Source organism: Streptomyces sp. NPDC048361 (assembly GCF_040651795.1).
Classification (GTDB): Bacteria; Actinomycetota; Actinomycetes; order Streptomycetales; family Streptomycetaceae; genus Streptomyces.
Map to the genome: position 1 here is coordinate 51,086 of NZ_JBEZKW010000038.1, position 22,101 is coordinate 73,186.

Below are 22,101 nucleotides of genomic sequence, written 5' to 3' on the forward strand. Positions count from 1 at the left end.
CCCGGCCCCCATCGGGGCCCCCTACCGGAAGCGCCAGCCGTGGTCGACGGGCCCGATGCCCGCGCCGAGTGCGAACCCCGCACCGATGGCGCCGGTCACGTACTCCTTGGCCGCCCTGACCGCCTCCGGGACCGCGAGCCCCCGGGCGAGGTGGGAGGCGATGGCGGAGCCGAGCGTGCAGCCCGTGCCGTGGGTGTGCCGGTTGTCCAGGCGCGGGGCGCGCAGCCAGTGTTCCTCGTGGCCGTCGGTCAGGAGGTCGAGGGCGTCGCCGGGGTAGTGGCCGCCCTTGATGAGCGCCCAGCGCGGACCGAACCCCAGGATCGCCTCCGCCGCGCGGCGCATTCCGTCCTCGTCCTCGACCAGGATGCCGGTGATCTGGGTCACTTCGTCCAGGTTGGGCGTGGCGACGGTCGCGGTCGGCAGCAGCCGGGTGCGTACGCAGTCGAGGGCCTCGGCGGCGAGCAGCGGGTCGCCGTGCTTGGAGACGCCCACCGGGTCCACGACGACCGGGGCCTCGGTGGTGGCGAGGAGGTCGGCCACGGCCTCGACGAGGGCGGCCGACGCCAGCATGCCGGTCTTCACCGCCTGGACGCCGATGTCGTCGACGACCGCCCGGTACTGGGCCCGCACCGCTTCCACCGGAAGCTCCCACACGCCTTGGACACCGAGCGAGTTCTGCGCGGTGACGGCGGTGACCACGCTCATGCCGTGCACCCCGAGCGCGAGCATCGTCTTGAGGTCGGCCTGGATGCCGGCGCCGCCGCCGGAGTCGGATCCGGCGACGGTCAGCACGCGGGGGATCATGCGGGATCGTCCCCGAAGTGGTCCCAGCCGCCCTGGCTGGTCCAGGGCGCGCCGTCCACGGTGACCGTGGGCAGCGCGGAGGGGTTGAGGACCTCGCCGATCACCTTCCAGCGGGCGGGCAGCTTCACGTCCGGCGGGAACGTCGCCACGATCGCGTGGTCCTCGCCGCCGGTCAGCACCCATTGCAGCGGGTCCACGCCGACGGCCTGGCCGATGTCGCTCATCTGTGTCGGGATGTCGATGAGTCCGGAGCGCAGATCGATGCGGACCTTGCTGGACTCGGCGATGTGCCCGAGGTCGGCGACGAGACCGTCGCTGACGTCGGTCATGGCGGTGGCGCCGAGGCCGGCCGCCGCGGGGCCCGCGTGGTATGGCGGCTCGGGGCGCCGGTGTGCCTCGACGAAGGCGCGCGGCGAGCGAAAGCCGCGCGAGAGCACCGCATAGCCCGCCGCCGACCAGCCGAGCCAGCCCGTCACCGCGACGACATCGCCGGGCTGGGCGCCGGCCCGGGTCACCGGCTCGTGGTTGCGCAGGTCTCCGAGGGCGGTGATGGCGACGGTGATGGTGTCGCCGCGCACGACGTCACCGCCGACGACGGCCGCCCCCGCGACCTGGCACTCGTCGCGGATGCCGTCCATCAGCTCGGTGGGCCAGGTGACCGGGAGTTCGGCCGGGACGACCAGGCCGAGCAGCACCGCGGTCGGTACCGCGCCCATGGCGGCGATGTCGGCCAAGTTCTGCGCGGCGGCCTTGCGTCCGACGTCGTACGCCGTCGACCAGTCGCGCCGGAAGTGGCGTCCTTCGAGCAGGATGTCCGTGCTGGCGACCACCCTGCGGTCGGGCGCGGTCACCACCGCGGCGTCGTCGCCGGGCCCCAGCCTGACCGCGGGGGTGGAGGTGAGCCGGGAGGTCAGCTCCCTGATGAGCCCGAACTCCCCCAACTCGCCCACAGTGCCTTTCACCGTGTCCCACCTCTCATCGTCGTACCCCATCGGCCCCCGTGCGCTTGCGGTCGCGAGCGGTCTCGGGCGTGGGTACCGTCAACACATACGTCAACTTCATGGCGGCTCTCGCCCCACGGCGCGAGCGGCCGGTCGCGCGGGTCTCCCCGTCGCGCGGGGCGACGCGGTACCGTGGCGTCTCTTTCTCTCCCCCACATGATCCTCGTGGCCGCCCTGGAGGTTCCGTGGTACAGGCGTACATCCTCATTCAGACCGAAGTGGGCAAGGCGTCTACCGTCGCCGAGGCCATCGCAGAGCTCGCGGGAGTCATCCAGGCCGAAGACGTCACCGGTCCCTACGACGTGATCGTGCGCGCCCAGGCCGAGACGGTCGACGAGCTCGGTCGCATGGTGGTCGCCAAGGTCCAGCAGGTGGACGGGATCACCCGAACCCTGACCTGCCCGGTCGTCCATCTCTAGCCCCCGCCTACCCTGGGCCGGTGACTTTCTCTCGCCGGCCGTTTCTCATCCTGCCCGTGGTCGCCCTCCTGGCGGCCGCGGGCTGTTCTTCGTCCGACGCCACCGCGAAGGTGGCGGTTCCCTCCCCCTCGGCGAAGGACGCGGCCGCCTGCGCGGCCCTGGACAAGCTCCTGCCCGACACCGTGGCCGGGCAGAAGCGGCACGACCCCACCCCGGACTCGCCGCTCACGGCCCGGTGGGGGGACGGGGACGCCGCGATCGTACTGCGCTGCGGGGTCGCGCGTGCTGACGATATGAGCGACCCCACGAACAACGGCGTTCAGGTGGACGGCGTCTGGTGGGTCGTGTTCCCGCGCCCCGAAGGCCCCCGGTTCGTCACCGCGCTGCGGGAGCCCTACGTCGAACTGCTGACGGGAACGCGGTACGAGCACGACGCCTCCGTGCTCCAGCCGTTCGGCGCCCCCGTCGCGAAGACCACCAAGAGCCTCTAGCGCAGCCCCGTGGGCCGGCGCAGCGCCGCCTGGATGAGCTTGTCGACCAGCTCCGCGTACGCGACGCCGCTCTCCTGCCACATCCGCGGGTACATCGAGATCGGCGTGAAGCCGGGCATCGTGTTGATCTCGTTGATGACGAACTCGCCGTTGTCCTGGAGGAAGAAGTCCGCGCGGACCAGGCCCTCGCAGGACGCGGCCTCGAACGCCTCGACGGCCAGGCGCTGTACCTCCGCGATGGCGTCGTCGCCGATCGGCGCGGGCACGATGCCGGCCGCCGAGTCGATGTACTTGGCCTCGAAGTCGTAGAACTCGTGGGCGGTCACCGGCGGGATCTCGGCCGGCACGCTCGCCCGCGGCCCGTCCTCGAACTCCAGGACCCCGCACTCGATCTCGCGGCCGCGCAGCAGCGACTCGACGAGGAACTTGGGGTCGTGGCGGCGGGCCTCGGTGATGGCCTCGTCCAGACCCTCGAAGGAGTCGACCTTGGTGATGCCGAACGAGGAGCCGGCCCGGGACGGCTTGATGAACAGCGGCCAGCCGTGCTCACCGGCGAAGTCGGCGATGCGCTGGCGGGCGCCCTTCTCGTCCTGCTCCCACTCGCGCGGACGCACCACCAGGTAGGGCCCGACGGGCAGCCCGAAGGAGGTGAAGACGCGCTTCATGTACTCCTTGTCCTGGCCGACGGCGGAGGCGAGGACGCCCGCGCCGACGTACGGGATGCCGGAGAGTTCGAGGAGGCCCTGGAGAGTGCCGTCCTCGCCGTAGGGGCCGTGCAGCACCGGGAAGACGACGTCGACCTCGCCGAGGGCCTTGGGCACCGTGCCGGGCTCGGTGTAGACGACTTCGCGGCTGCCCGGGTCCACGGGCAGGACGACACCGCCCTCGGGGGACTCGGCGAGCTCGTCGACGCTGGGGGTGCGCCGGTCGCTGATCGCCATCCGCTCCGGATCGTCCGCGGTGAGCGCCCAGCGGCCGTCCGTCGTGATGCCGATGGGCAGCACGTCGTACTTCGTACGGTCGATGGAGCGCAGCACGGCGCCGGCGGTCACGACCGAGATGCCGTGTTCCGAACTGCGGCCGCCGAACACCACGGCCACCCGCGGCTTGCGGGGCTGCTTCTCAGGGCTCTGGGGGAGGTTCTCGCTGCTCATATCGCGTTGAGGGTACCCGTTCGGAGCCCCGCGGCCACTGCCACGGGGCCCGGCACGTCAGCGTCGTTCGGCCTTGGCGCTGCGCGACATCAGCTCCTTGAGGGCGACGACCGGCGGCTTGCCCTCGTGGACGATGCCGACGACGGTCTCCGTGATGGGCATGTCGACGCCGTGGCGCCGGGCCAGATCCAGCACGGATTCGCAGGACTTGACGCCTTCGGCGGTCTGCTTGGTGACCGCGATGGTCTCCTGAAGGGTCATGCCCTTGCCGAGGTTGGTGCCGAAGGTGTGGTTGCGCGAGAGCGGCGAGGAGCAGGTGGCCACCAGGTCGCCGAGGCCCGCGAGGCCGGAGAACGTGAGCGGGTCGGCGCCCATGGCGAGGCCGAGCCGGGTGGTTTCGGCGAGGCCGCGGGTGATGAGGGAGCCCTTGGCGTTGTCGCCGAGCCCCATGCCGTCGGCGATGCCGACGGCGAGCCCGATGACGTTCTTGACGGCGCCGCCCAGTTCGCAGCCGACGACGTCGGTGTTGGTGTACGGGCGGAAGTACGGGGTGTGGCAGGCGGCCTGGAGGCGCTGGGCGACGGCTTCGTCGCGGCAGGCGACCACGGCCGCCGCCGGCATGCGTCCCGCGATCTCCTTGGCCAGGTTGGGCCCGGTGACCACGGCGACACGGTCGTCGGAGACCTTGGCGACTTCGGCGACGACCTCGCTCATCCGCTTGGCGGTGCCGAGTTCGACCCCCTTCATCAGGGAGACGAGGACGGTGCCGGGCGCCAGCAGGGGCGCCCATACGGCGAGGTTGTCGCGCAGCGTCTGCGAGGGGACGGCGAGGACCGTGAAGTCGGCGCCGGCCGCGGCCTCGGCGGGGTCGGTGGTGGCCCGTACGGAGGCGGGCAGCTCGATGCCGGGCAGGTAGTCGGGGTTGGTGCGCGTGGAGTTGACCGCGTCGACGAGGTCGGGGCGGCGGGCCCACAGGGTGACGTCGCACCCCGCGTCGGCGAGGACCATGGCGAACGCCGTGCCCCACGAACCCGTCCCGAACACCGCTGCCTTGGTGGTGCCGTGCGTCACTTGGTGTCCTCCCGGGCGGCCTCGCGGCGCTGCTGCGCGCGGACTTCGCGCAGATCGTACGGTTTGGCGGGGGCCTTCTCGCCCCGCAGTTCCTCCAGGATCGAGGTGATCGCGGCCATGATGGTCTCGGTCACCTCCCTGAGGACCTCGGGGGTCGGCTCCTTGTCGTAGAACCGGTCGAGGTCGACCGGCGGTCCGGCCTTCACCTGAAGGGTCTTGCGCGGGAAGAAGCTGACCTTCTTCTCCTTGGCGTACGGCGGCATCGCCAAGTTGGCGCCCCACTGGGCGATCGGGATGACGGGCGCCCGGGTCATCAGGGCGGCCCGCGCGACCCCGGTCTTCGCGGTCATCGGCCACTGGCCCGGGTCGCGGGTGAGGGTGCCTTCGGGGTAGAAGGCCACGCATTCACCGCGCTCCACGGCGTCCACGGCGGCCCGGAAGGCGCCGACGGCGGTGGTGGACTCGCGGTAGACCGGAATCTGGCCCGTGCCGCGCAGCAGGGTCCCGACGACGGGGGCCTTGAAAAGCGCGGCCTTGGCCAGGAATCGGGGCACACGGCCCGTGTTGTATTGGAAATGCCCGTAGGAGAACATGTCCAGATACGAGTTGTGATTGATGGCGGTGATGAATCCGCCGTCGGAAGGAATGTTCTCCATTCCCCGCCAGTCCCGCTTGAACAGAACGACCAGCGGCGGTTTTGAGATGACCGCCGCCAGGCGGTACCAGAAGCCGATTCTGCGGCGGGACACTCGGACACCTTCCTCTGTGGACCCCGGCCAGGCCTCTGTACGACCCGGGGGAACTGACCCAGGCGGCTCCTGGGCAAGTGTCGCCCCGGGCCCGTGGTCTGTCGAGAACACCGTACGCCCCGGCCCGGACAGTGACCCTCAGGGCGGGTGACAATGAAAGCCCCCGCCGCTCGACCGGGCCGGGGCGGGGCTCGGACGGAGGGGACGCCACGAACACCGCGACATCTGCCCGCTGGTCCCTCGTCGTTCCGCTGAAGCCCTTGGCGCTGGCCAAGAGCAGGCTGGCGGCGGCCGTCGGCGACGCGCTGCGGCCCCGGCTCGCCCTGGCGTTCGCGCTCGACACCGTGGCGGCGGCGCTCGACTGCCCGGCGGTGCGCGATGTGGCGGTCGTCACGGACGATCCGCTGGCCGGCGCGGAGCTCACCGCGCTGGGCGCGCGCATCGTGCCCGACTCCCCCGCCGCCGGTCTCAACGCGGCGCTCGCGCACGGCGCCTGCCGGGTGCGCGGCCGGCGTACGGGGCTCGCGGTGGCCGCCCTCAACGCGGACCTGCCGGCGCTGCGCCCCGCCGAACTGGGCCGCGTGCTCGCCGCGGCTGCCGCATTTCCGCGTGCTTTTCTCACCGACGCGGCGGGTATCGGCACCACCTTTCTTTCCGCGGCCGGCGGCGCCGATTTGAACCCGGTTTTCGGTGGTCCCTCGCGGGCCGCGCACGGTGCGTCGGGGGCGGTCGAAATCCTGCTCGACGGCGTGGATTCGGTGCGCCAGGACGTCGATACGGGAGCGGATCTGCGGGCGGCGCTCGCCCTGGGGGTGGGCCCGGCCACGGCCGCCCTGCGTGCCGCCCTCGATGTCGTACCGGGGCACTAGGCTGCGGGTATGCAGGCGACCGCGTACACATACGACTCCGAGACCCGCAGCGGCAGTGTGCTGCTCGACGACGGCACCCCGGTGGGTTTCGAGGCCCCGGCCTTCGACGCGGGCGGTCTGCGGCTGCTGCGACCAGGGCAGCGGGTCCGTATCGAGACCGAGGGGTCGGGCGAGGCGCTGCGGATCACGCTGGTGACGCTGCAGACCTTCTGAGCCCCCCCCTCGTCGCCGTCACCGGCGTCGCCCGCGTCACCCGCGTCGCCCCGGGAGCTTGGCCGCGCGGGCGACGTGGCCGGAGAACGGCCGCGGGCCGGGTCTCCCCGAGGGGAGCCCGGCCCGGCGCTTGAGCCTTGCCGCTGGTGACTACTTCTTGCGAGCGGTCGCCTTCTTGGCGGTGGTCTTGCGCGCCGTGGTCTTCTTCGCGGGCGCCTTCTTCGCGACGGTCTTCTTGGCCGGCGCGGTCTTCTTCGCGGTGGCCTTCTTGGCGGTCGCGGTCTTCGCCGGCGTGGCCTTCTTGGCGGTCGCCGTCGTCTTCGTGGCGGGCGCCTTCTTGGCGGTGGTCTTCTTCGCCGCCGTGGTCTTCGCGGCGGTGGTCTTCTTCACCGCCGCGGTCTTCTTGGCGGTGGCCTTCTTGGCGGTCGTGGCCTTCTTGGCCGCGGCCTTCTTCACCGTGGCGCGGGTGGAAGTACCGCCCGAGAGGCTGCCCTTGGGAGCCTTCTTGACGGCCACGTCGTTCTTCGGGAGCTTCTTCGAGCCCGCGACGAGGTCCTTGAAGCCCTGGCCCGCACGGAAGCGCGGAACGGAGGTCTTCTTGACCCGTACGCGCTCACCCGTCTGCGGGTTGCGGGCGTAACGGGCCGGGCGGTCGACCTTCTCGAACGAGCCGAAACCGGTGACCGAGACGCGGTCGCCGGCGACGACCGCACGGACGATCGCGTCCAGAACCGCGTCCACCGCGTCCGCGGCCTGCTGACGGCCGCCGACCTTGTCGGCAATCGCTTCTACGAGCTGCGCCTTGTTCACGTCTTCCCCTTCGGAGACATTGCCTGAGCGAAAGCGTCCAGGCCTTTTCGCACGTTAGGCAGATATATACCGCAAATCAAACACGAAACGGGCTAATCACCCTAGTGCCGCAACGAAGTCGGCTCTTGCCGAGTTCCTTACGGCTCAGTCGCCTTCGGGGAATCGGCCCTCGTCGAGGTCCTTCATCAACCGATCCAGACGTCTTGCCGCATCGGCGAGATCGTGTTTGGCAGCCGCTGTTATGACCAGCAGCTTCCGGGACAGCGCCATCCGTACGCCCTCCGGGACTTGCAGTTCACGCACCGTTGTGTGCGCTTCTTTGAGTTGGTCCGCCACCACCCCGTAGAGCTCGAGTTGGCTGTCGCGTTCCATGCGTCGATTGTGCCATCTGAGGCGAGTTGTCACCTCCGGCGGGGGCAACTGAGCGAATCCCACGCCTTCGGGACGTCCGTACGATCCTTCGGCCGCGCAAGCGAGTATCCAGCCATCTGCCCTGCGCACAAGGCTAGTTGACGTCACCCCCGTTGCCCAAAACGCGACGCGCCCCCTGCCCGGAAATCGGTCCGGAAATCAGGGGGCGCGATGCAGCCGAAGGGGGGTCAATAGGCGGTTCAGGCCTGGATCGTGCTCGGCTTGAAGGAGGGGCGGACGGCTTCGTAGGCCGCGATGTCGGGCTCGTTCTGGAGCGTGATGGAGATGTCGTCCAGACCGTTCAGGAGCCGCCAGCGGGCGTTCTCGTCGAGTTCGAAGGCGGCGGTGACGCCTTCCGCGCGAACTTGGCGATCCTGCAGGTCAACGGTGATTTCGGCGGTCGGGTCGCTCTCGGTCAGCTCCCAGAGCGCGTCCACGGTCTGCTGGTCGAGAACGACGGTGAGCAGCCCGTTCTTCAACGAGTTGCCGCGGAAGATGTCGGCGAAGCGGGAGGAGATCACGGTTTTGAAGCCGTAGTTCTGCAGCGCCCATACGGCGTGCTCGCGCGAGGAGCCGGTTCCGAAGTCGGGGCCGGCCACCAAAACCGTGGCGCCCTTGCGCTCGGGCTTGTTCAGAACGAACTCGGAGTCCTTGCGCCAGGCCTCGAAGAGCCCGTCCTCGAAGCCGTCGCGGGTGACCTTCTTCAGCCAGTGGGCCGGGATGATCTGGTCGGTGTCGACGTTGGAGCGGCGCAGCGGCACGGCCCGGCCGGTGTGTGCGGTGAAAGCTTCCATGGTTCTCAGGCCTCCACGGGGGTACGGGCGTCGGACAGGTCGGCGGGCGAACCCAGATGGCCGAGGACCGCGGTCGCGGCGGCGACCTGGGGCGAAACCAGGTGGGTGCGGCCGCCCTTGCCCTGCCGGCCCTCGAAGTTGCGGTTGGAGGTGGACGCGGAGCGCTCGCCGGGGGCCAGCTGGTCCGGGTTCATGCCCAGGCACATCGAGCAGCCCGCGTGCCGCCATTCGGCTCCGGCGGCCGTGAACACCTTGTCCAGACCCTCGTCGATGGCCTGCAGCGCGACCCGCACGGAGCCGGGGACGACCAGCATCCGTACGCCGTCGGCGACTTTGCGGCCCTCGATGACGGCCGCGGCGTTGCGCAGGTCCTCGATACGGCCATTGGTGCACGAACCTACGAAGACGGTGTCGACGTCGATCTCGCGCAGCGGCTGCCCCGCGGTCAACCCCATGTACTCCAGCGCCTTTTCGGCGGCCATCCGCTCCGAAGCGTCCTCGTACGAAGCCGGGTCGGGGACGTTCGCCGACAGGGGCGCGCCCTGGCCGGGGTTGGTGCCCCAGGTGACGAACGGAGCCAGTTCGTCGGCCTTGATGACGACCTCGGCGTCGAATTCCGCGCCCTCGTCCGTCTTGAGGGTCTTCCAGTACGCGACCGCCGCGTCCCAGTCCTCGCCCTGGGGCGCGTGGACGCGCCCTTCCAGGTAGTCGAAGGTGGTCTGGTCGGGAGCGATCATGCCCGCGCGGGCGCCGGCCTCGATCGACATGTTGCAGATGGTCATGCGGGCTTCCATCGAGAGCTTCTCGATGGCGGAGCCGCGGTATTCCAGGACGTAGCCCTGGCCGCCGCCGGTGCCGATCTTCGTGATGATCGCGAGGATCAGGTCCTTGGCGGTGACGCCATCGGGCAGTTCGCCGTCGACGGTGATGGCCATCGTCTTGAACGGGGCCAGCGGCAGCGTCTGGGTGGCGAGCACGTGCTCGACCTGGCTGGTGCCGATGCCGAACGCCAGCGCGCCGAAGGCGCCGTGGGTGGAGGTGTGCGAGTCGCCGCAGACCACCGTGGTGCCGGGCTGGGTCAGGCCCAGCTGCGGTCCCACCACGTGGACGACACCCTGCTCGACGTCACCCAGCGGGTGCAGACGCACCCCGAACTCGGCGCAGTTCTTGCGCAGCGTCTCCAGCTGGACCCGGGAGACCGGGTCCGCGATCGGCTTGTCGATGTCGATCGTGGGGGTGTTGTGGTCCTCGGTGGCGATGGTGAGATCGAGGCGCCGCACCTGGCGACCGTTCTTGCGCAGGCCGTCGAAGGCCTGCGGGCTGGTCACCTCGTGCAGCAGGTGCAGATCGATGAAGAGCAGGTCCGGCTCGCCCTCGGCACGCCTGACGACATGGTCGTCCCAGACCTTCTCAGCGAGTGTCCTGGCCATCGCCTTCCCTCCGCCCGGCGTCGTCGCCGGCACTACTAGAGATCGATTGCCCCTTGTCCGTACCGCACACCCCGGACAAAGGCCGCGTTCCGTTGTACGGATCGCCAGTACAGCTTGACGACTTCCGGAGAAAATTGAACTTGCGTTTCACAGAGTGAGACGTGAATATCGTTGCATGGACAACTCTAGCGGCGTAGGCGTTCTCGACAAGGCTGCCCTTGTCTTGGGCGCTCTGGAGTCCGGTCCGGCCACCCTCGCAGGTCTGGTCGCGGCCACAGGGCTCGCACGACCCACGGCACACCGCCTCGCCGTGGCACTGGAACACCACCGGATGGTGGCGCGGGACATGCAGGGCCGTTTCATCCTCGGCCCGCGCCTCGCCGAGCTCGCTGCGGCGGCCGGCGAGGACCGCCTGCTGGCCACGGCCGGCCCCGTCCTCACGCATCTGCGCGACGTCACCGGCGAGAGCGCCCAGCTCTATCGCCGCCAGGGCGACATGCGGATCTGTGTGGCGGCCGCCGAGCGGCTCTCGGGCCTGCGCGACACCGTGCCCGTCGGCTCCACGCTGACGATGAAGGCCGGCTCGTCCGCGCAGATCCTGATGGCCTGGGAGGAGCCTGAGCGCCTGCACCGCGGCCTCCAGGGCGCCCGCTTCACGGCGACGGCCCTTTCCGGGGTACGCCGCAGGGGCTGGGCCCAGTCGATCGGTGAGCGCGAGCCGGGCGTGGCCTCGGTGTCGGCTCCGGTGCGCGGTCCCTCGAACCGGGTGGTGGCCGCAGTGTCGGTCTCCGGCCCCATCGAGCGGCTGACCCGTCACCCGGGCCGGATGCACGCCCAGGCGATCATCGACGCCGCCGCCCGTCTGTCGGAGGCGCTGCGCCGCAACGGCTGACCCGCTGCTCCCTCTTACCGGCTCACCGCTTCAACGCCGCAGCGGTGGGCCGGAGGTGTGTCGGGAGGCGGCCAACTCATGTACAGAGTGAGGAAGTTGGCGGCACGGCACACCCAGGGGGAGCCCTCGGCAGGTGTGCGGGCAAACGAAAAGGCCCTCCACAAGATGCGAAGGGCCCATTCTCTGTGCGTACCCCCGACCGGATTCGAACCGGCGCTACCGCCTTGAGAGGGCGGCGTGCTAGGCCGCTACACAACGGGGGCCTACCTGCGTTTTCGGACCTTCGATGAAGATCCAGGATCTTGAAATGACCCGCTGGGCTACCAGGACTCGAACCTAGAATGACGGTACCAGAAACCGTAGTGTTGCCAATTACACCATAGCCCATGGTGGTTTAGACCAGTACCCCCGACCGGATTCGAACCGGCGCTACCGCCTTGAGAGGGCGGCGTGCTAGGCCGCTACACAACGGGGGCCCTAGCGATCCTGCATCAGGTTCACCGGGTGCGACCCTGGTGATCCCGCGGGAAGGATCTGTACCCCCGACCGGATTCGAACCGGCGCTACCGCCTTGAGAGGGCGGCGTGCTAGGCCGCTACACAACGGGGGCCTTTGCAGATAAAGCTCTGCGAGCTGGGCTACCAGGACTCGAACCTAGACTAACGGAACCAGAAACCGTCGTGCTGCCAATTACACCATAGCCCACCAAAACGCAACTCCCGTGGGGAGTTTTGCTCGGCTTGCGCTTTCGGTTCAGGGCTTGCTTCCCGTTCCCCTCGGCGCAGGAAGAACATTACCCGAAGGTGTCCGGCGCTCCAAAACGGGTATCGCGGCGCAACAGGTCAGGGAGCTGGCCGAGCCCCGTGATGCGTACGAGCTCGGGGCGCCCGCCGGCTTCCGCCCGGTCGAGCCAGACCGCCTTGAGCCCCGCCTCGACGGCGCCGCGCGCGTCGATGTCCGGCTGATCGCCGACGTACACGACCTCTTCGGGGAGCAGCCCGAGGGCCTCGCACCCGGCGTGGAAGGCTCCTGCCTCCGGCTTGGCGACGCCTAGTTCGGCCGCGCACAGCAGCGCCTCGAACCGGTCCCGTACGCCGAGGATGCGCAGCTTCCGTTCCTGGTTGGGCAGGGAGGAGTTGGACAGAATGGCGTGCCGGTAGTCGTCCGCGAGCACGTCGAGGACGGGCAGGGTGTCGGGGAACAGGCTCCAGGCGGCCTCGTAGTGCACGATGTGCCGCTCGAACCAGGCGTCCGCCACGTCGTCGGTCATGGCGTCGCCCAGGAACGCCCGCACGCGGTCGCGCCGCTGCCCGTGCCAGTCCGTCTCGCCGGAGGCGAACCGCGCCCAGTGGACGGCGGTGAGTTCGTCCCAGCCGTCGAGGGCCGCGTCCAGGGAGTCGTAGGCGCGGGGCAGCCCCTCGATGTCGAGGTGGGCGCGCATGCCGGAGCGGGAGGCTGTGGCGTAGTCGAAGATCGTGTCGTCGATGTCCCAGAGAACGGCGCGGATGGCCATGCTCCGAGTTTAGGCCCGGCATCCGCAGAGCGGGCGGGGTTCTGGCATATGCGACGGGGTCTGCGGGCCCGGCGGCTCAGGAGGCAAGTGACTCGGGGAACCAGGGCATCGGCGGAGCCAGTGGCCCAGGAGACCAGGGACTCAGGAGACCAGGGACTCAGGGGACCAGTGAGTCAGGAGACAAGGGCCTCGGCGGGGACGACGAAGAAGTCGGTGACGAAGCAGGTGATGGCGCCGGCCTCGTCGCGCCCTATCCACGTGGGGTACACGCCGTCGCCCCACCCCGAGGTGAAGGCGATCAGGTTGTGGCCGGTCGCCGGGTCGGTCACGGTGTGCGGGCCGGGCGAGGGCGGGACGGTGTCGAAGGCGTCCCACAGCGGACCCTCGTCACCCTCACAGTCGGGGAAGGACCCGTCGCACCCGGCGTCGTAGAAACACCCCGTACCTGCGTCGACCCCGTACCCGAAGAACTCGTCCTCATCGAGCCCGGCAAGCTCCTGCCCCGGCTGGAGCGCGAGCTCCCAGGTGACGGCGGGGGCATCCCGGATGACGAGCCGGGCAGCGGCCACCCGCAAATGCGGGCCGTCGTCCGGCTCCGGCTCACCCTCCCGCACCAGCGTCGCCACGGCCGCCTCCACCCGATACCGCCCCGGCGCCACCTCGGCCGTGAACGGCTCGGCCTCACCGGCCCCGAGCGCGACGAAGGGATCACAGGCGATGACGCGCCCGGTGGGCAGCCACAACTCCCCACCGGCGACCACACTCAAGGTGCCCGCGGTCCCGGAGTCGTCCTCGGCGAAGGTACGGCCCGGGGTGAAGTGCCAGGAGAAGTCGGGGGCGGGCATGGGCATGGGGTCTCCCGGGGAGGCGTGGTAACGGCGGCGGGCACAGCGGTTCTCCGCGCTGCCCGAAGAACATAACTCGGGGCACCGACAACGGAGTCGGGCCGAGAGGCACCGGGCCGCCACCAGGGTGCCCCGGAGGCAACTTCCTTGATACTGAGTCACCTTGCCGGGGACACCGCACAGGGTTGAGTGCGCGCTGGGTCACGAGGCGATTCGTCGTGCACGCCACCTACGTCCGGCACACCTGGCACATGGAGGTGGACGCCCCCGCCCTGTACTCCCCGGTCGCCCGGCTCGGGGTACTTGGCCGGTCCCTGGCGGAGTAGGGCCGGCTCGCAGGCGGCGGCCGTCCGCAGCGTACGAAAGGGCGGCAGCCCAGCGGCTGCCGCCCCTCGTTCACGTATCGCCTACGGCTACGCCGCCAGCTTCGTCAGTGCCGTGTCGATCCTCGACAGGGTCTTCTCCTTGCCCAGGATTTCCAGGGACTCGAAGAGGGGGAGGCCGACCGTGCGGCCGGTTACCGCTACGCGGACCGGGGCCTGGGCCTTGCCCAGTTTCAGGCCGTGCTCCTCGCCGGCCGCGAGGACCGCGTTCTTGAGGGACTCCGGCGACGTCCAGTCCGCCGACTCCAGCTTCTCGCGGGCCGTGCGGAGCAACGCGTCCGAGCCCTCCTTCATCGCCTTCGCCCAGGACGCCTCGTCCTCGACGGGCTGGTCGAGGAAGAGGAAGTCGACGTTGGCCGTGATGTCGGAGAGGACCGTCACACGGGTCTGGGCGTGCGGGGCGATCGCCTGCCAGGCCTTCTCGTCGAAGGCCTCCGGGGCCCAGTTGGCGTGCGGGGCGCGCAGCCACGGCTCGCAGGCCGCCGCGAACGCCTTCTCGTCCAGCATGCGGATGTGGTCCGCGTTGATGGACTCGGCCTTCTTCAGGTCGAAGCGGGCCGGGTTGGCGTTGACGTCCGCGATGTCGAACTTCGCGACCATGTCCTGGATCGAGAAGACGTCCTGGTCCGCGGAGAACGACCAGCCCAGGAGGGAGAGGTAGTTCAGGAGGCCCTCGGGCAGGAAGCCGCGCTCGCGGTAGACGTTCAGGGACGCCTGCGGGTCGCGCTTGGAGAGCTTCTTGTTGCCCTCGCCCATGACGTACGGCAGGTGGCCGAAGGTGGGGATCTGCTTGGCCACGCCGAGCTCGATCAGCGCCTTGTAGAGCGCGATCTGGCGCGGGGTCGAGGAGAGCAGGTCCTCGCCGCGCAGGACGTGGGTGATCTCCATCAGTGCGTCGTCGACCGGGTTCACCAGCGTGTACAGCGGGGCCCCGTTGGCGCGGACGATGCCGTAGTCGGTGACGTTCTCCGCCTGGACGGTGATCTCGCCGCGGACCAGGTCGGTGAAGGTGGTCGCCTCGTCGGGCATCCGGAAGCGCACGACGTGGCTGCGGCCCTCGGCCTCGTACGCCTGCTTCTGCTCGGCGCTCAGGTCGCGGCAGTGGCCGTCGTAGCCGGAGGGCTTGCCGGCGGCGCGGGCGGCCTCGCGGCGGGCGTCCAGTTCCTCGGTGGTGCAGTAGCAGGGGTAGGCCTTGCCGGCGGCGAGCAGCTTCTCGGCCACGTCCCGGTAGATGTCCATCCGCTGCGACTGGCGGTACGGCGCGTGCGGGCCGCCGATCTCCGGGCCCTCGTCCCAGTCGAAGCCCAGCCAGCGCATGGAGTCCAGGAGCTGGTTGTACGACTCCTCGCTGTCGCGGGCCGCGTCGGTGTCCTCGATGCGGAAGACGAACGTACCGCCGTGGTGCCGGGCGAAGGCCCAGTTGAACAGGGCGGTGCGGACCAGGCCCACGTGGGGGTTGCCGGTCGGGGAGGGACAGAAACGAACGCGGATGGCCGCGTCCAGGGGGTTAGCCACGCTTGATCACCTTGTTGGTGAGAGTGCCGATGCCTTCGATGGTGACGGCGACCTCGTCGCCGACGTTGAGGGGGCCGACCCCGGCCGGGGTGCCGGTGAGGATGACGTCGCCCGGGAGCAGCGTCATGGCCTCGGTGATGTGGACGACCAGGTCCTCGATGGAGCGGACCATGTCGGCCGTGCGGCCCAGCTGGCGCTGTTCGCCGTTGACGGTGGCCTGGATGGCGAGGTCGCTCGGGTCGAGCTCCGTCTCGACCCAGGGGCCGAGCGGGCACGAGGTGTCGAAGCCCTTGGCGCGGGCCCACTGGCTCTCGCGCTTCTGGACGTCGCGCGCGGTGACGTCGTTGGCGCAGGTGTAGCCGAAGATGACGTCCTTGACGCGCTCGCGCGGGACCTCGCGGCACATGCGGCCGATGACGACGGCGAGCTCGGCCTCGTGATGCAGCTCGTCGGAGAAGGAGGGGTACTCGATGGAGTCGCCCGAGCCGATCACCGAGGTGGTCGGCTTGAAGAAAGCGACCGGCACGTCCGGGACCTCGTTGCCGAGCTCCTTGGCGTGTTCCGCGTAGTTGCGGCCGATGGCCACGACCTTGTTGGGGAGCACGGGCGGCAGGAGGCGGACCTTGCTCAGCGGCACCTTGGTGCCGGAGAGTTCGAAGTCCGCGTACGGGATGCCCTTGATGATGTCGAGCACGAGGCTGTCGGGGCTGTCGCCCTCAACAGCCCCGAAGGCGACATTGCCGTCGATGGAGAACCTGGCGATGCGCACGAGTGCTGTCGCCCCTCACTTCGCTTTGCTGGAATGGCCTGAGCTGGAACCGGCCGGAGTCTGACGCTCCAGGCTAGCGCGGGCGACGACACCGGCCGTGCGATTGCTCGGGGGCGGGCGGCCGGGGTCGGACGGCGACGGCCCGGGCGGGGCGGCCGGCTCAGACGGCGGCGGTCTCGGCGGGAGCGGCCTGGGCGGGGGCCGTCATCAGGATGGTGCGGCGCGGGTTGGCGGTCTGGGCCGGCAGGCCGACGGTGTGCTCCGGCTGGGCCGCACGCTGCAGCTCCTCGGCGTCCGCGAGGTGCGCGAGGGTGGTGCGGCGCGGGTTGGCTATGTTCCGGATGATCATCGTCGTCTTCATCTCTGCTACGAACCCTGTCGTTTCGGGCGCTGCTGGGCGCCGGTTGTCGGTCTGGCCATCCCTGTAAAGCGTCAGGCTAAACATTCGAATTCCCGGCAAAGGGACGTAGAGACGACGATCGACATGTGAGTTTGCTCACGAATGAAGCCACAAAAGGGATATTACGGCCCGTCAACCACCCCTCGCGGAACGGACATTACGGTATCGAACCTTTCATTCCGCTCCTGATCATCGCGACTGGGACACCCCCCTCCCGTAAGCGACTCGTAAGCAATAGTCCCTTTTCTCCGTGATCACTTTCTACATTTTGTGACCCGATACTCACAATGTGTCACTCAGGTCACGGCCCGGTACGCGGGCCTTGTTGGAGATCCTGCACTGTGCTGGAATTCCACGCACCGCCGCGGGTCACTGACCGGCGCGCAGGGGCGCAACGCAGCGCCGGGTGAGCGGCGGGAGGGGGAGCAGGACAAGCGCCGGTCACTCAGACCACACAGGGGGCGCGCAGTGCCCCCATGACGCCGACACCGTCCCATCCGTTTGTGCGGAGGGACGCCTGGTCCAGAGGTTGCGACGCTAGTGCAGGGACGTTTCAAGAGGGATGGCAGCGCTGCGGCGGAGCAGGAGCCGCAGGGTGGGACTGGCCCCAAGACGGCCGGTTCCTCGCCCCAGCACGCCCAGAACCCCCGGGGCCCCGAGAACCCATCCTCCTCGCCGGCCGGCGAGACGAGCGGCCAGACGGCGCGCACCAGCGGGCCCTCCGGCCCGTCGGGTCCGTCCGGCGGCGATCAGCCGAGCGCCGAGCGCAAGCCGACGGGTCCCGTCGACACCGGCTCCCGAATAGCCCTGCGCAACTGGCGCATCTCCACGCGACTCGTCGCCCTGCTCGCCCTGCCCGTGGTCGCCGCGACCACCCTGGGCGGGCTGCGCATCAACCAGTCGATGAACGACATGCAGCAGCTCGATCACATGCAGCTGCTCACCGACATGACCAAGCAGGCGACCGAGCTCGCCGCCGCGCTCCAGACCGAGCGCGACGACTCGGCGGGCCCGCTCTCCACGGGCACGTCCGACGCCCGCGTCCAGACCGACCGGGCCGCCACGGACCTCGTCCAGAAGTCGTTCATCAAGCAGACCCAGGACGTCAGCGGCGCGGAGAACGACGACGCCCTGGAGTCGATCCGGCGCAACGTCACCAACATCGCGATCCAGCTCCAGGACCTCAAGAGCATCCGCCAGACCGCGTACAAGGACGGCTCCACCGACTCCCAGACGGTCGAGTCCTACAGCCGTCTCATCCGCGGTCTGCTCACCCTCTCCCAGGACATGGCGCAGGCCACCTCCAACCCGGAGATGATCAAGCGGACCCGTGCGCTCGCGGCGTTCTCCTCCGCCAAGGAGTACGCCTCGGTCCAGCGCGCGATCATCGCCGCGGCGCTGCCGGCCACCAAGGACAAGTCGGGCAACCTGCTGGAGCCCGACCGCCTCTACGCCAAGGCCGCCCAGGACGGCGAGCGCCAGGCCCTCGCCTCGTTCCAGAACGTGTACGAGGCCAACGGCGGCAACGCCACCGAGCTGATGGCGCCGCTGGACAAGGGCAACTCGGAGATCACCGCGGCCAACGCGTACTCCCAGCACGTGCTCAAGAGCACGGGCGGCATCGGCCAGGAGCAGCGGCGCTCGTACCTCGACTGGTACGACCAGGACTCCAACAAGATCAACCAGATGAAGACCATCGAGCAGACCCTGCTCGGCGAGATGGAGCAGAAGGCGCGCGAGCTGCGCGACTCCTCGCAGCGCGACGCCATCCTCAACGGTGTGCTGATCCTCGTCGTGCTGGGCGTCTCGCTGGTCGGCGCGTTCATCGTGGCCCGCTCCATGATCCGCTCGCTGCGCCGCCTCCAGGACACCGCGACCCGGGTCGCCCAGGACCGGCTGCCCGAGCTCGTCAAGCAGCTCTCGGAGTCGGACCCGCAGGACGTCGACACCTCGGTGGAGTCGGTCGGCGTGCACTCCCGTGACGAGATCGGCCAGGTGGCCGCGGCCTTCGACGACGTGCACCGCGAGGCCGTACGGCTCGCCGCCGAGCAGGCGCTGCTGCGAGGCAACGTCAACGCGATGTTCACCAACCTCTCGCGCCGCTCGCAGGGCCTCATCCAGCGTCAGCTCTCTCTCATCTCCGAGCTGGAGTCCCGCGAGGCCGACCCGGACCAGCTGTCCTCGCTGTTCAAGCTGGACCACCTCGCGACCCGTATGCGCCGTAACGGCGAGAACCTCCTCGTCCTCGCCGGTGAGGAGCCCGGCCGGCGCTGGACCCGCCCGGTTCCGCTGGTCGACGTGCTCCGCGCCGCCGCCTCCGAGGTGGAGCAGTACGAGCGCATCGAGCTGGCCGCCGTGCCCGCGACCGAGGTCGCCGGACGCGTGGTCAACGACCTCGTGCACCTGCTCGCCGAGCTCCTGGAGAACGCCACCTCGTTCTCCTCGCCGCAGACCAAGGTCCGCGTCACCGGTCACGCGCTGCCCGACGGCCGCGTCCTGGTCGAGATCCACGACACCGGCATCGGCCTCTCCCCCGAGGACCTCGCCGCGATCAACGAGCGGCTCGCGTCGCCGCCCACCGTGGACGTCTCGGTCTCGCGCCGCATGGGTCTGTTCGTGGTCGGCCGGCTGTCCCTGCGCCACGGCATCCGCATCCAGCTGCGCCCCTCGGACTCCGGTGGCACGACGGCGCTCGTCATGCTGCCCGTCGATGTCGCCCAGGGCGGCAAGAAGGTGCCCGGCAAGCCGGGTGCCGGGCAGCCGCAGGCACCGGCCGGCCAGGGCGGCCGTCCCGGTCTCGCGGGCGGTCCGCCCTCGCGTGCCGGGCTCGCCGCCGGTCCGCTCGGCAGTGGTCCCGCCGGATCCGGCGGCCGGCTCGGCGCGGGCGCTCCGCGCGGCCAGGTCGCCGGCGGCCAGGGGCCGCGCGCGGCGCTGCCGCCGCGCGGCGGAGAGCCCCAGCAGGGCCAGGGCCAGGCACCGCAGCAGGGCCGGCAGTCCGCGTTCGGCAGCGGTCCCGCGGCCACTCCCCCGGCCGCGCCGCGCCGCGGCGACCGTCCGATCACCCCGCCGCCCGGCGCCCCGCGCGCCGAACTGCCCGGTGGTGGCGGCAACCCCTTGACCCAACAGCCCCAACAGTCCCAACAGCCCCAGCAGCCGCGGCCGCAGGCCGCGAGCTGGGGCAGCGACCAGTCGGCGCTCGACGCGCCGCGCGGCCACGAGGAGCCGGAGCAGCACACCGGCCAGTACCCGCGGCCCGCGCTCGACGACCGCCAGGGTCCGGCGGCGACCGCCGAGTTCGCCCGCCCCGACTTCGACGGTCCCCCGCCGGGCTCCCAGCAGGACCAGTCCTCGGGCACCGGTCAGTTCGTACGCCCCGACGTGTTCGGCGCGCCCACCGCGCAGGACCCTTCGGCGACCGGCCAGTTCGAGCGTCCCGGCTCCTACAACGGCTACGGCGACCAGTCCTCGAACACCGGCCAGTACGCGCGCCCCGGCCAGGACCCGTCACACACGGGCTCCTTCGAGCGGCCGGCCCCGGACCTGGCGAACACCTCGAACACCGGGCAGTACGGGCGTCCCGACCAGGACCCGTCCAGCGCCGGCCAGTACCAGCGGCCCGGCCAGGGCGGTGACGCCGGGCAGTACGGGCGTCCCTCAGGCGACGACCGTCAGGGCCCGGTGGCGACCTCCGAGTTCGCCCGCCAGGACTTCAACGCGCCGAGGCCGCCCGCGCCGCAGCCGGTCCAGCCGCAGCAGTACCAGCAGCAGCCCCAGCAGGGTCAGGACTTCGGTCAGGACTTCAGTCAGGGCGGCCCGCGTCAGCGCCGCGACGGCAACGACTTCGGCGCACCGCGCCAGCAGTCCGGCAACCAGCCCGCGCAGCCCGAGAACGGGAGTGCCGCCGCGCAGCGGCCGAGTGACGGCTGGGCCCTTCCGCCGGCCGGCGCCGGTGACGGGCGCACCCCGCTGTACGACACGCTGGAGACCAACTGGTTCCAGCAGCAGCCGGGTCAGCAGGGCGGCCAGCCGCAGCAGCCCGCCTCGCAGGCGCCCCAGGCTCCGCAGCAGGGCCGAGGCGCCGCGCCGCAGCAGCCGCTGCCCGAGCGCCGCCCGGCCCGCGAGACCGGCAGCGCGAACGGCTCGAACGGTTCCGGGGACTCCGGCTCCAACGGGTCGGGCACCTGGCGCAGTTCACCCAACGACGATCTGGTGCGCCAGGCCGAGCGGGCCCGCAAGCCCGCCGCCGGCGGCGTCACCACGTCCGGACTTCCCAAGCGGGTCCCGCGCGCCAACCTGGTGCCGGGCACCGCACAGCAGCAGAACCACCAGGCAGGACCCCAGGTCTCCCGGGCGCCCGACGATGTGCGCGGCCGGCTGACCAATCTCCGCCGGGGCATCCAGCAGGGCCGGCAGGCCAACAACGGCTCAACCGGCAGCTTCCACGTGGACCCCACTCACCAGCAGGAGCGTTAGTTGAGTCCGATGAGCCAGGCGGCACAGAACCTGAACTGGTTGATCACCAACTTTGTGGACAACACCCCAGGGGTGTCCCACACGGTGGTGGTCTCCGCCGACGGCCTGCTCCTCGCCATGTCCGAAGGTTTCCCGCGCGACCGCGCCGACCAGCTGGCCGCCGTGGCGTCCGGTCTGACCTCGCTGACGGCCGGGGCCTCCCGGATCTTCGAGGGTGGCAGTGTCGCCCAGACCGTGGTGGAGATGGAGCGCGGCTTCCTCTTCCTGATGTCCGTGTCCGACGGTTCCTCCCTGGCCGTGCTCGCGCACCCCGAGTGCGACATCGGCCTGGTGGGCTACGAGATGGCCCTCCTGGTCGACCGCGCGGGCAGCGTCCTCACTCCGGACCTGCGCGCCGAGCTCCAGGGCAGCCTGCTCCACTGACCGCAAACCCCCCGGCCGAGCCGCTCGCGAGGCCGGGGGTCGGGAGCCGCGGCGCCGCCCCCTCCGGCGCGTACGGCTCCCGCACGACGCAGAACATCCGTCCAGGCCGCACCACTTCCCCCCACCGGCCCTGTCAGACGGCTTGCAGATGCCTTGCTGTCCCCGCCCGGAGGAACCAATGACCCCGCCACCCGCCTCACACGATTCGTACGGCGCGCTGCACGACGCGGCGTACGACAGTGAAGGCGACCAGCCGCTGGTCCGTCCGTACGCCATGACCGGCGGCCGGACCAGGCCGCGCTACCAGCTCGCCATCGAGGCACTGGTCAGCACCACAGCCGACCCGGCGCACCTCGCCACGCTTCTTCCCGAGCACCAGCGGATCTGCCACCTGTGCCGTGAGGTCAAGTCGGTGGCGGAGGTCTCCGCGCTGCTGCAGATGCCGCTGGGTGTGGCCCGGATCCTCGTGGCCGACCTGGCGGAGGCCGGCATGGTGGCGATCCACCAGCCGGGCAATGGAGAGACCGGCGGCACGCCGGACGTAACGCTGCTCGAAAGGGTGCTCAGTGGACTTCGGAAGCTCTAGCGGCGGTGCCGCCCGTTCCACCACGTCGGCGAAGATCGTGGTGGCGGGCGGCTTCGGCGTGGGCAAGACCACGTTCGTCGGCGCGG

Annotated in this window: 22 protein-coding genes, 5 tRNA genes and 1 pseudogene; 9 read left to right on the plus strand and 19 right to left on the minus strand. The window is 70.4% G+C overall.

The window, feature by feature from the left end; all coding sequences use genetic code 11:
* Positions 1-21: 21 nt before the first annotated feature.
* Positions 22-804 carry a bifunctional hydroxymethylpyrimidine kinase/phosphomethylpyrimidine kinase gene (thiD, locus tag AB0D31_RS21970; RefSeq protein ID WP_362725624.1) on the minus strand — a complete coding sequence of 261 codons (783 nt, stop codon included), beginning with the start codon at positions 802-804 and terminating at the stop codon, positions 22-24.
* Positions 801-1,766, minus strand: coding sequence for a thiamine-phosphate kinase (locus AB0D31_RS21975; protein ID WP_362725627.1), 966 nt, complete (start codon positions 1,764-1,766; stop codon positions 801-803). Before AB0D31_RS21975 ends, thiD begins: the two co-directional genes overlap by 4 nt.
* A gap of 224 nt (positions 1,767-1,990) precedes the next feature.
* Between AB0D31_RS21975 and AB0D31_RS21980 the strand changes: the two genes are divergently transcribed.
* Together AB0D31_RS21980 and AB0D31_RS21985 are read left to right on the plus strand one after the other, a co-directional pair.
* Complete coding sequence (locus AB0D31_RS21980; protein WP_120721180.1) at positions 1,991-2,224, plus strand: Lrp/AsnC ligand binding domain-containing protein; 234 nt, start codon at positions 1,991-1,993, stop codon at positions 2,222-2,224.
* A 20-nt stretch (positions 2,225-2,244) separates the two neighbouring features.
* Entirely contained in the window at positions 2,245-2,715 is a 471-nt protein-coding gene (locus AB0D31_RS21985) for a DUF3515 family protein (protein ID WP_362725629.1), read from the plus strand.
* Here AB0D31_RS21985 and AB0D31_RS21990 read toward each other — a convergent pair.
* The 3 genes from AB0D31_RS21990 to AB0D31_RS22000 are packed head-to-tail and all read right to left on the minus strand — an operon-like array spanning position 2,712 to position 5,689.
* Positions 2,712-3,869, minus strand: coding sequence for a D-alanine--D-alanine ligase family protein (locus AB0D31_RS21990; protein ID WP_362725632.1), 1,158 nt, complete (start codon positions 3,867-3,869; stop codon positions 2,712-2,714). The genes AB0D31_RS21985 and AB0D31_RS21990 overlap by 4 nt on opposite strands.
* A 57-nt stretch (positions 3,870-3,926) precedes the next feature.
* Positions 3,927-4,940, minus strand: coding sequence for an NAD(P)H-dependent glycerol-3-phosphate dehydrogenase (locus AB0D31_RS21995; RefSeq protein WP_362725634.1), 1,014 nt, complete (start codon positions 4,938-4,940; stop codon positions 3,927-3,929).
* Complete coding sequence (locus tag AB0D31_RS22000) at positions 4,937-5,689, minus strand: lysophospholipid acyltransferase family protein (protein ID WP_362725637.1); 753 nt, start codon at positions 5,687-5,689, stop codon at positions 4,937-4,939. Before AB0D31_RS22000 ends, AB0D31_RS21995 begins: the two co-directional genes overlap by 4 nt.
* A gap of 251 nt (positions 5,690-5,940) precedes the next feature.
* Here AB0D31_RS22000 and cofC point away from each other — a divergent pair, with 251 nt between their 5' ends.
* Positions 5,941-6,558: a 2-phospho-L-lactate guanylyltransferase gene (cofC, locus tag AB0D31_RS22005; protein ID WP_362725682.1), complete on the plus strand. Its 618-nt coding sequence runs from the start codon at positions 5,941-5,943 to the stop codon at positions 6,556-6,558.
* Between the two features lie 9 nt (positions 6,559-6,567).
* Positions 6,568-6,771, plus strand: coding sequence for a hypothetical protein (locus AB0D31_RS22010; RefSeq protein ID WP_267056619.1), 204 nt, complete (start codon positions 6,568-6,570; stop codon positions 6,769-6,771).
* A gap of 150 nt (positions 6,772-6,921) precedes the next feature.
* On the opposite strand, the gene AB0D31_RS22015 is transcribed toward AB0D31_RS22010, so the two are convergent.
* The 4 genes from AB0D31_RS22015 to leuC form a co-directional block, all read right to left on the minus strand.
* Positions 6,922-7,581: an HU family DNA-binding protein gene (locus AB0D31_RS22015; protein ID WP_362725640.1), complete on the minus strand. Its 660-nt coding sequence runs from the start codon at positions 7,579-7,581 to the stop codon at positions 6,922-6,924.
* Positions 7,582-7,725: 144 nt separating this feature from the next.
* Complete coding sequence (locus tag AB0D31_RS22020) at positions 7,726-7,953, minus strand: hypothetical protein (RefSeq protein ID WP_362725642.1); 228 nt, start codon at positions 7,951-7,953, stop codon at positions 7,726-7,728.
* Positions 7,954-8,192: 239 nt separating this feature from the next.
* A complete protein-coding gene (gene leuD, locus AB0D31_RS22025; protein ID WP_362725645.1) occupies positions 8,193-8,786 on the minus strand; it encodes a 3-isopropylmalate dehydratase small subunit in 594 nt (197 codons plus the stop codon).
* 5 nt (positions 8,787-8,791) lie between these two features.
* On the minus strand, positions 8,792-10,216 hold the full coding sequence (gene leuC / locus AB0D31_RS22030) for a 3-isopropylmalate dehydratase large subunit (protein ID WP_362725648.1): 1,425 nt from the start codon (positions 10,214-10,216) through the stop codon (positions 8,792-8,794).
* A 175-nt stretch (positions 10,217-10,391) separates the two neighbouring features.
* Here leuC and ndgR point away from each other — a divergent pair, with 175 nt between their 5' ends.
* Positions 10,392-11,108, plus strand: coding sequence for an IclR family transcriptional regulator NdgR (gene ndgR, locus AB0D31_RS22035; RefSeq protein ID WP_362725651.1), 717 nt, complete (start codon positions 10,392-10,394; stop codon positions 11,106-11,108).
* Positions 11,109-11,298: 190 nt separating this feature from the next.
* On the opposite strand, the gene AB0D31_RS22040 is transcribed toward ndgR, so the two are convergent.
* The 10 genes from AB0D31_RS22040 to AB0D31_RS22085 all read right to left on the minus strand — a co-directional run bounded on the left by AB0D31_RS22040 (position 11,299) and on the right by AB0D31_RS22085 (position 16,494).
* A tRNA-Glu gene (locus AB0D31_RS22040) sits at positions 11,299-11,371 on the minus strand.
* Positions 11,372-11,423: 52 nt separating this feature from the next.
* Positions 11,424-11,495: transfer RNA gene (locus tag AB0D31_RS22045), tRNA-Gln, on the minus strand.
* Between the two features lie 16 nt (positions 11,496-11,511).
* Positions 11,512-11,584: transfer RNA gene (locus AB0D31_RS22050), tRNA-Glu, on the minus strand.
* A 61-nt stretch (positions 11,585-11,645) separates the two neighbouring features.
* Positions 11,646-11,718 (minus strand) — tRNA-Glu (locus AB0D31_RS22055).
* A 23-nt stretch (positions 11,719-11,741) separates the two neighbouring features.
* Positions 11,742-11,813, minus strand: a tRNA-Gln gene (locus AB0D31_RS22060).
* Between the two features lie 88 nt (positions 11,814-11,901).
* Positions 11,902-12,621 (minus strand): HAD family hydrolase, encoded by a 720-nt coding sequence (locus AB0D31_RS22065; protein ID WP_362725654.1) that lies wholly within the window; start codon positions 12,619-12,621, stop codon positions 11,902-11,904.
* A gap of 173 nt (positions 12,622-12,794) precedes the next feature.
* On the minus strand, positions 12,795-13,472 hold the full coding sequence (locus tag AB0D31_RS22070) for a DUF4241 domain-containing protein (protein ID WP_362725657.1): 678 nt from the start codon (positions 13,470-13,472) through the stop codon (positions 12,795-12,797).
* Positions 13,473-13,879: 407 nt separating this feature from the next.
* Entirely contained in the window at positions 13,880-15,364 is a 1,485-nt protein-coding gene (gene gltX / locus AB0D31_RS22075; protein WP_362725660.1) for a glutamate--tRNA ligase, read from the minus strand.
* Positions 15,357-16,133 carry a fumarylacetoacetate hydrolase family protein gene (locus AB0D31_RS22080; RefSeq protein ID WP_362725663.1) on the minus strand — a complete coding sequence of 259 codons (777 nt, stop codon included), beginning with the start codon at positions 16,131-16,133 and terminating at the stop codon, positions 15,357-15,359. The genes gltX and AB0D31_RS22080 overlap by 8 nt, the downstream gene beginning before the upstream one ends.
* 160 nt (positions 16,134-16,293) lie before the next feature.
* Entirely contained in the window at positions 16,294-16,494 is a 201-nt protein-coding gene (locus AB0D31_RS22085; protein WP_362725666.1) for a hypothetical protein, read from the minus strand.
* 579 nt (positions 16,495-17,073) lie between these two features.
* On the opposite strand from AB0D31_RS22085, the gene AB0D31_RS22090 reads away from it, so the two are divergent.
* The 4 genes and pseudogenes from AB0D31_RS22090 to AB0D31_RS22105 form a co-directional block, all read left to right on the plus strand.
* Positions 17,074-21,006, plus strand: a complete 3,933-nt coding sequence (locus AB0D31_RS22090; protein WP_362725669.1) for a nitrate- and nitrite sensing domain-containing protein — start codon at positions 17,074-17,076, stop codon at positions 21,004-21,006.
* Positions 21,007-21,015: 9 nt separating this feature from the next.
* On the plus strand, positions 21,016-21,429 hold the full coding sequence (locus AB0D31_RS22095; RefSeq protein ID WP_100577622.1) for a roadblock/LC7 domain-containing protein: 414 nt from the start codon (positions 21,016-21,018) through the stop codon (positions 21,427-21,429).
* A 178-nt stretch (positions 21,430-21,607) separates the two neighbouring features.
* A complete protein-coding gene (locus AB0D31_RS22100; RefSeq protein WP_189968088.1) occupies positions 21,608-22,015 on the plus strand; it encodes a DUF742 domain-containing protein in 408 nt (135 codons plus the stop codon).
* Positions 21,996-22,101, plus strand: a pseudogene (locus AB0D31_RS22105) (ATP-binding protein); the annotation flags it as partial. The gene AB0D31_RS22100 and the pseudogene AB0D31_RS22105, both read left to right, overlap by 20 nt.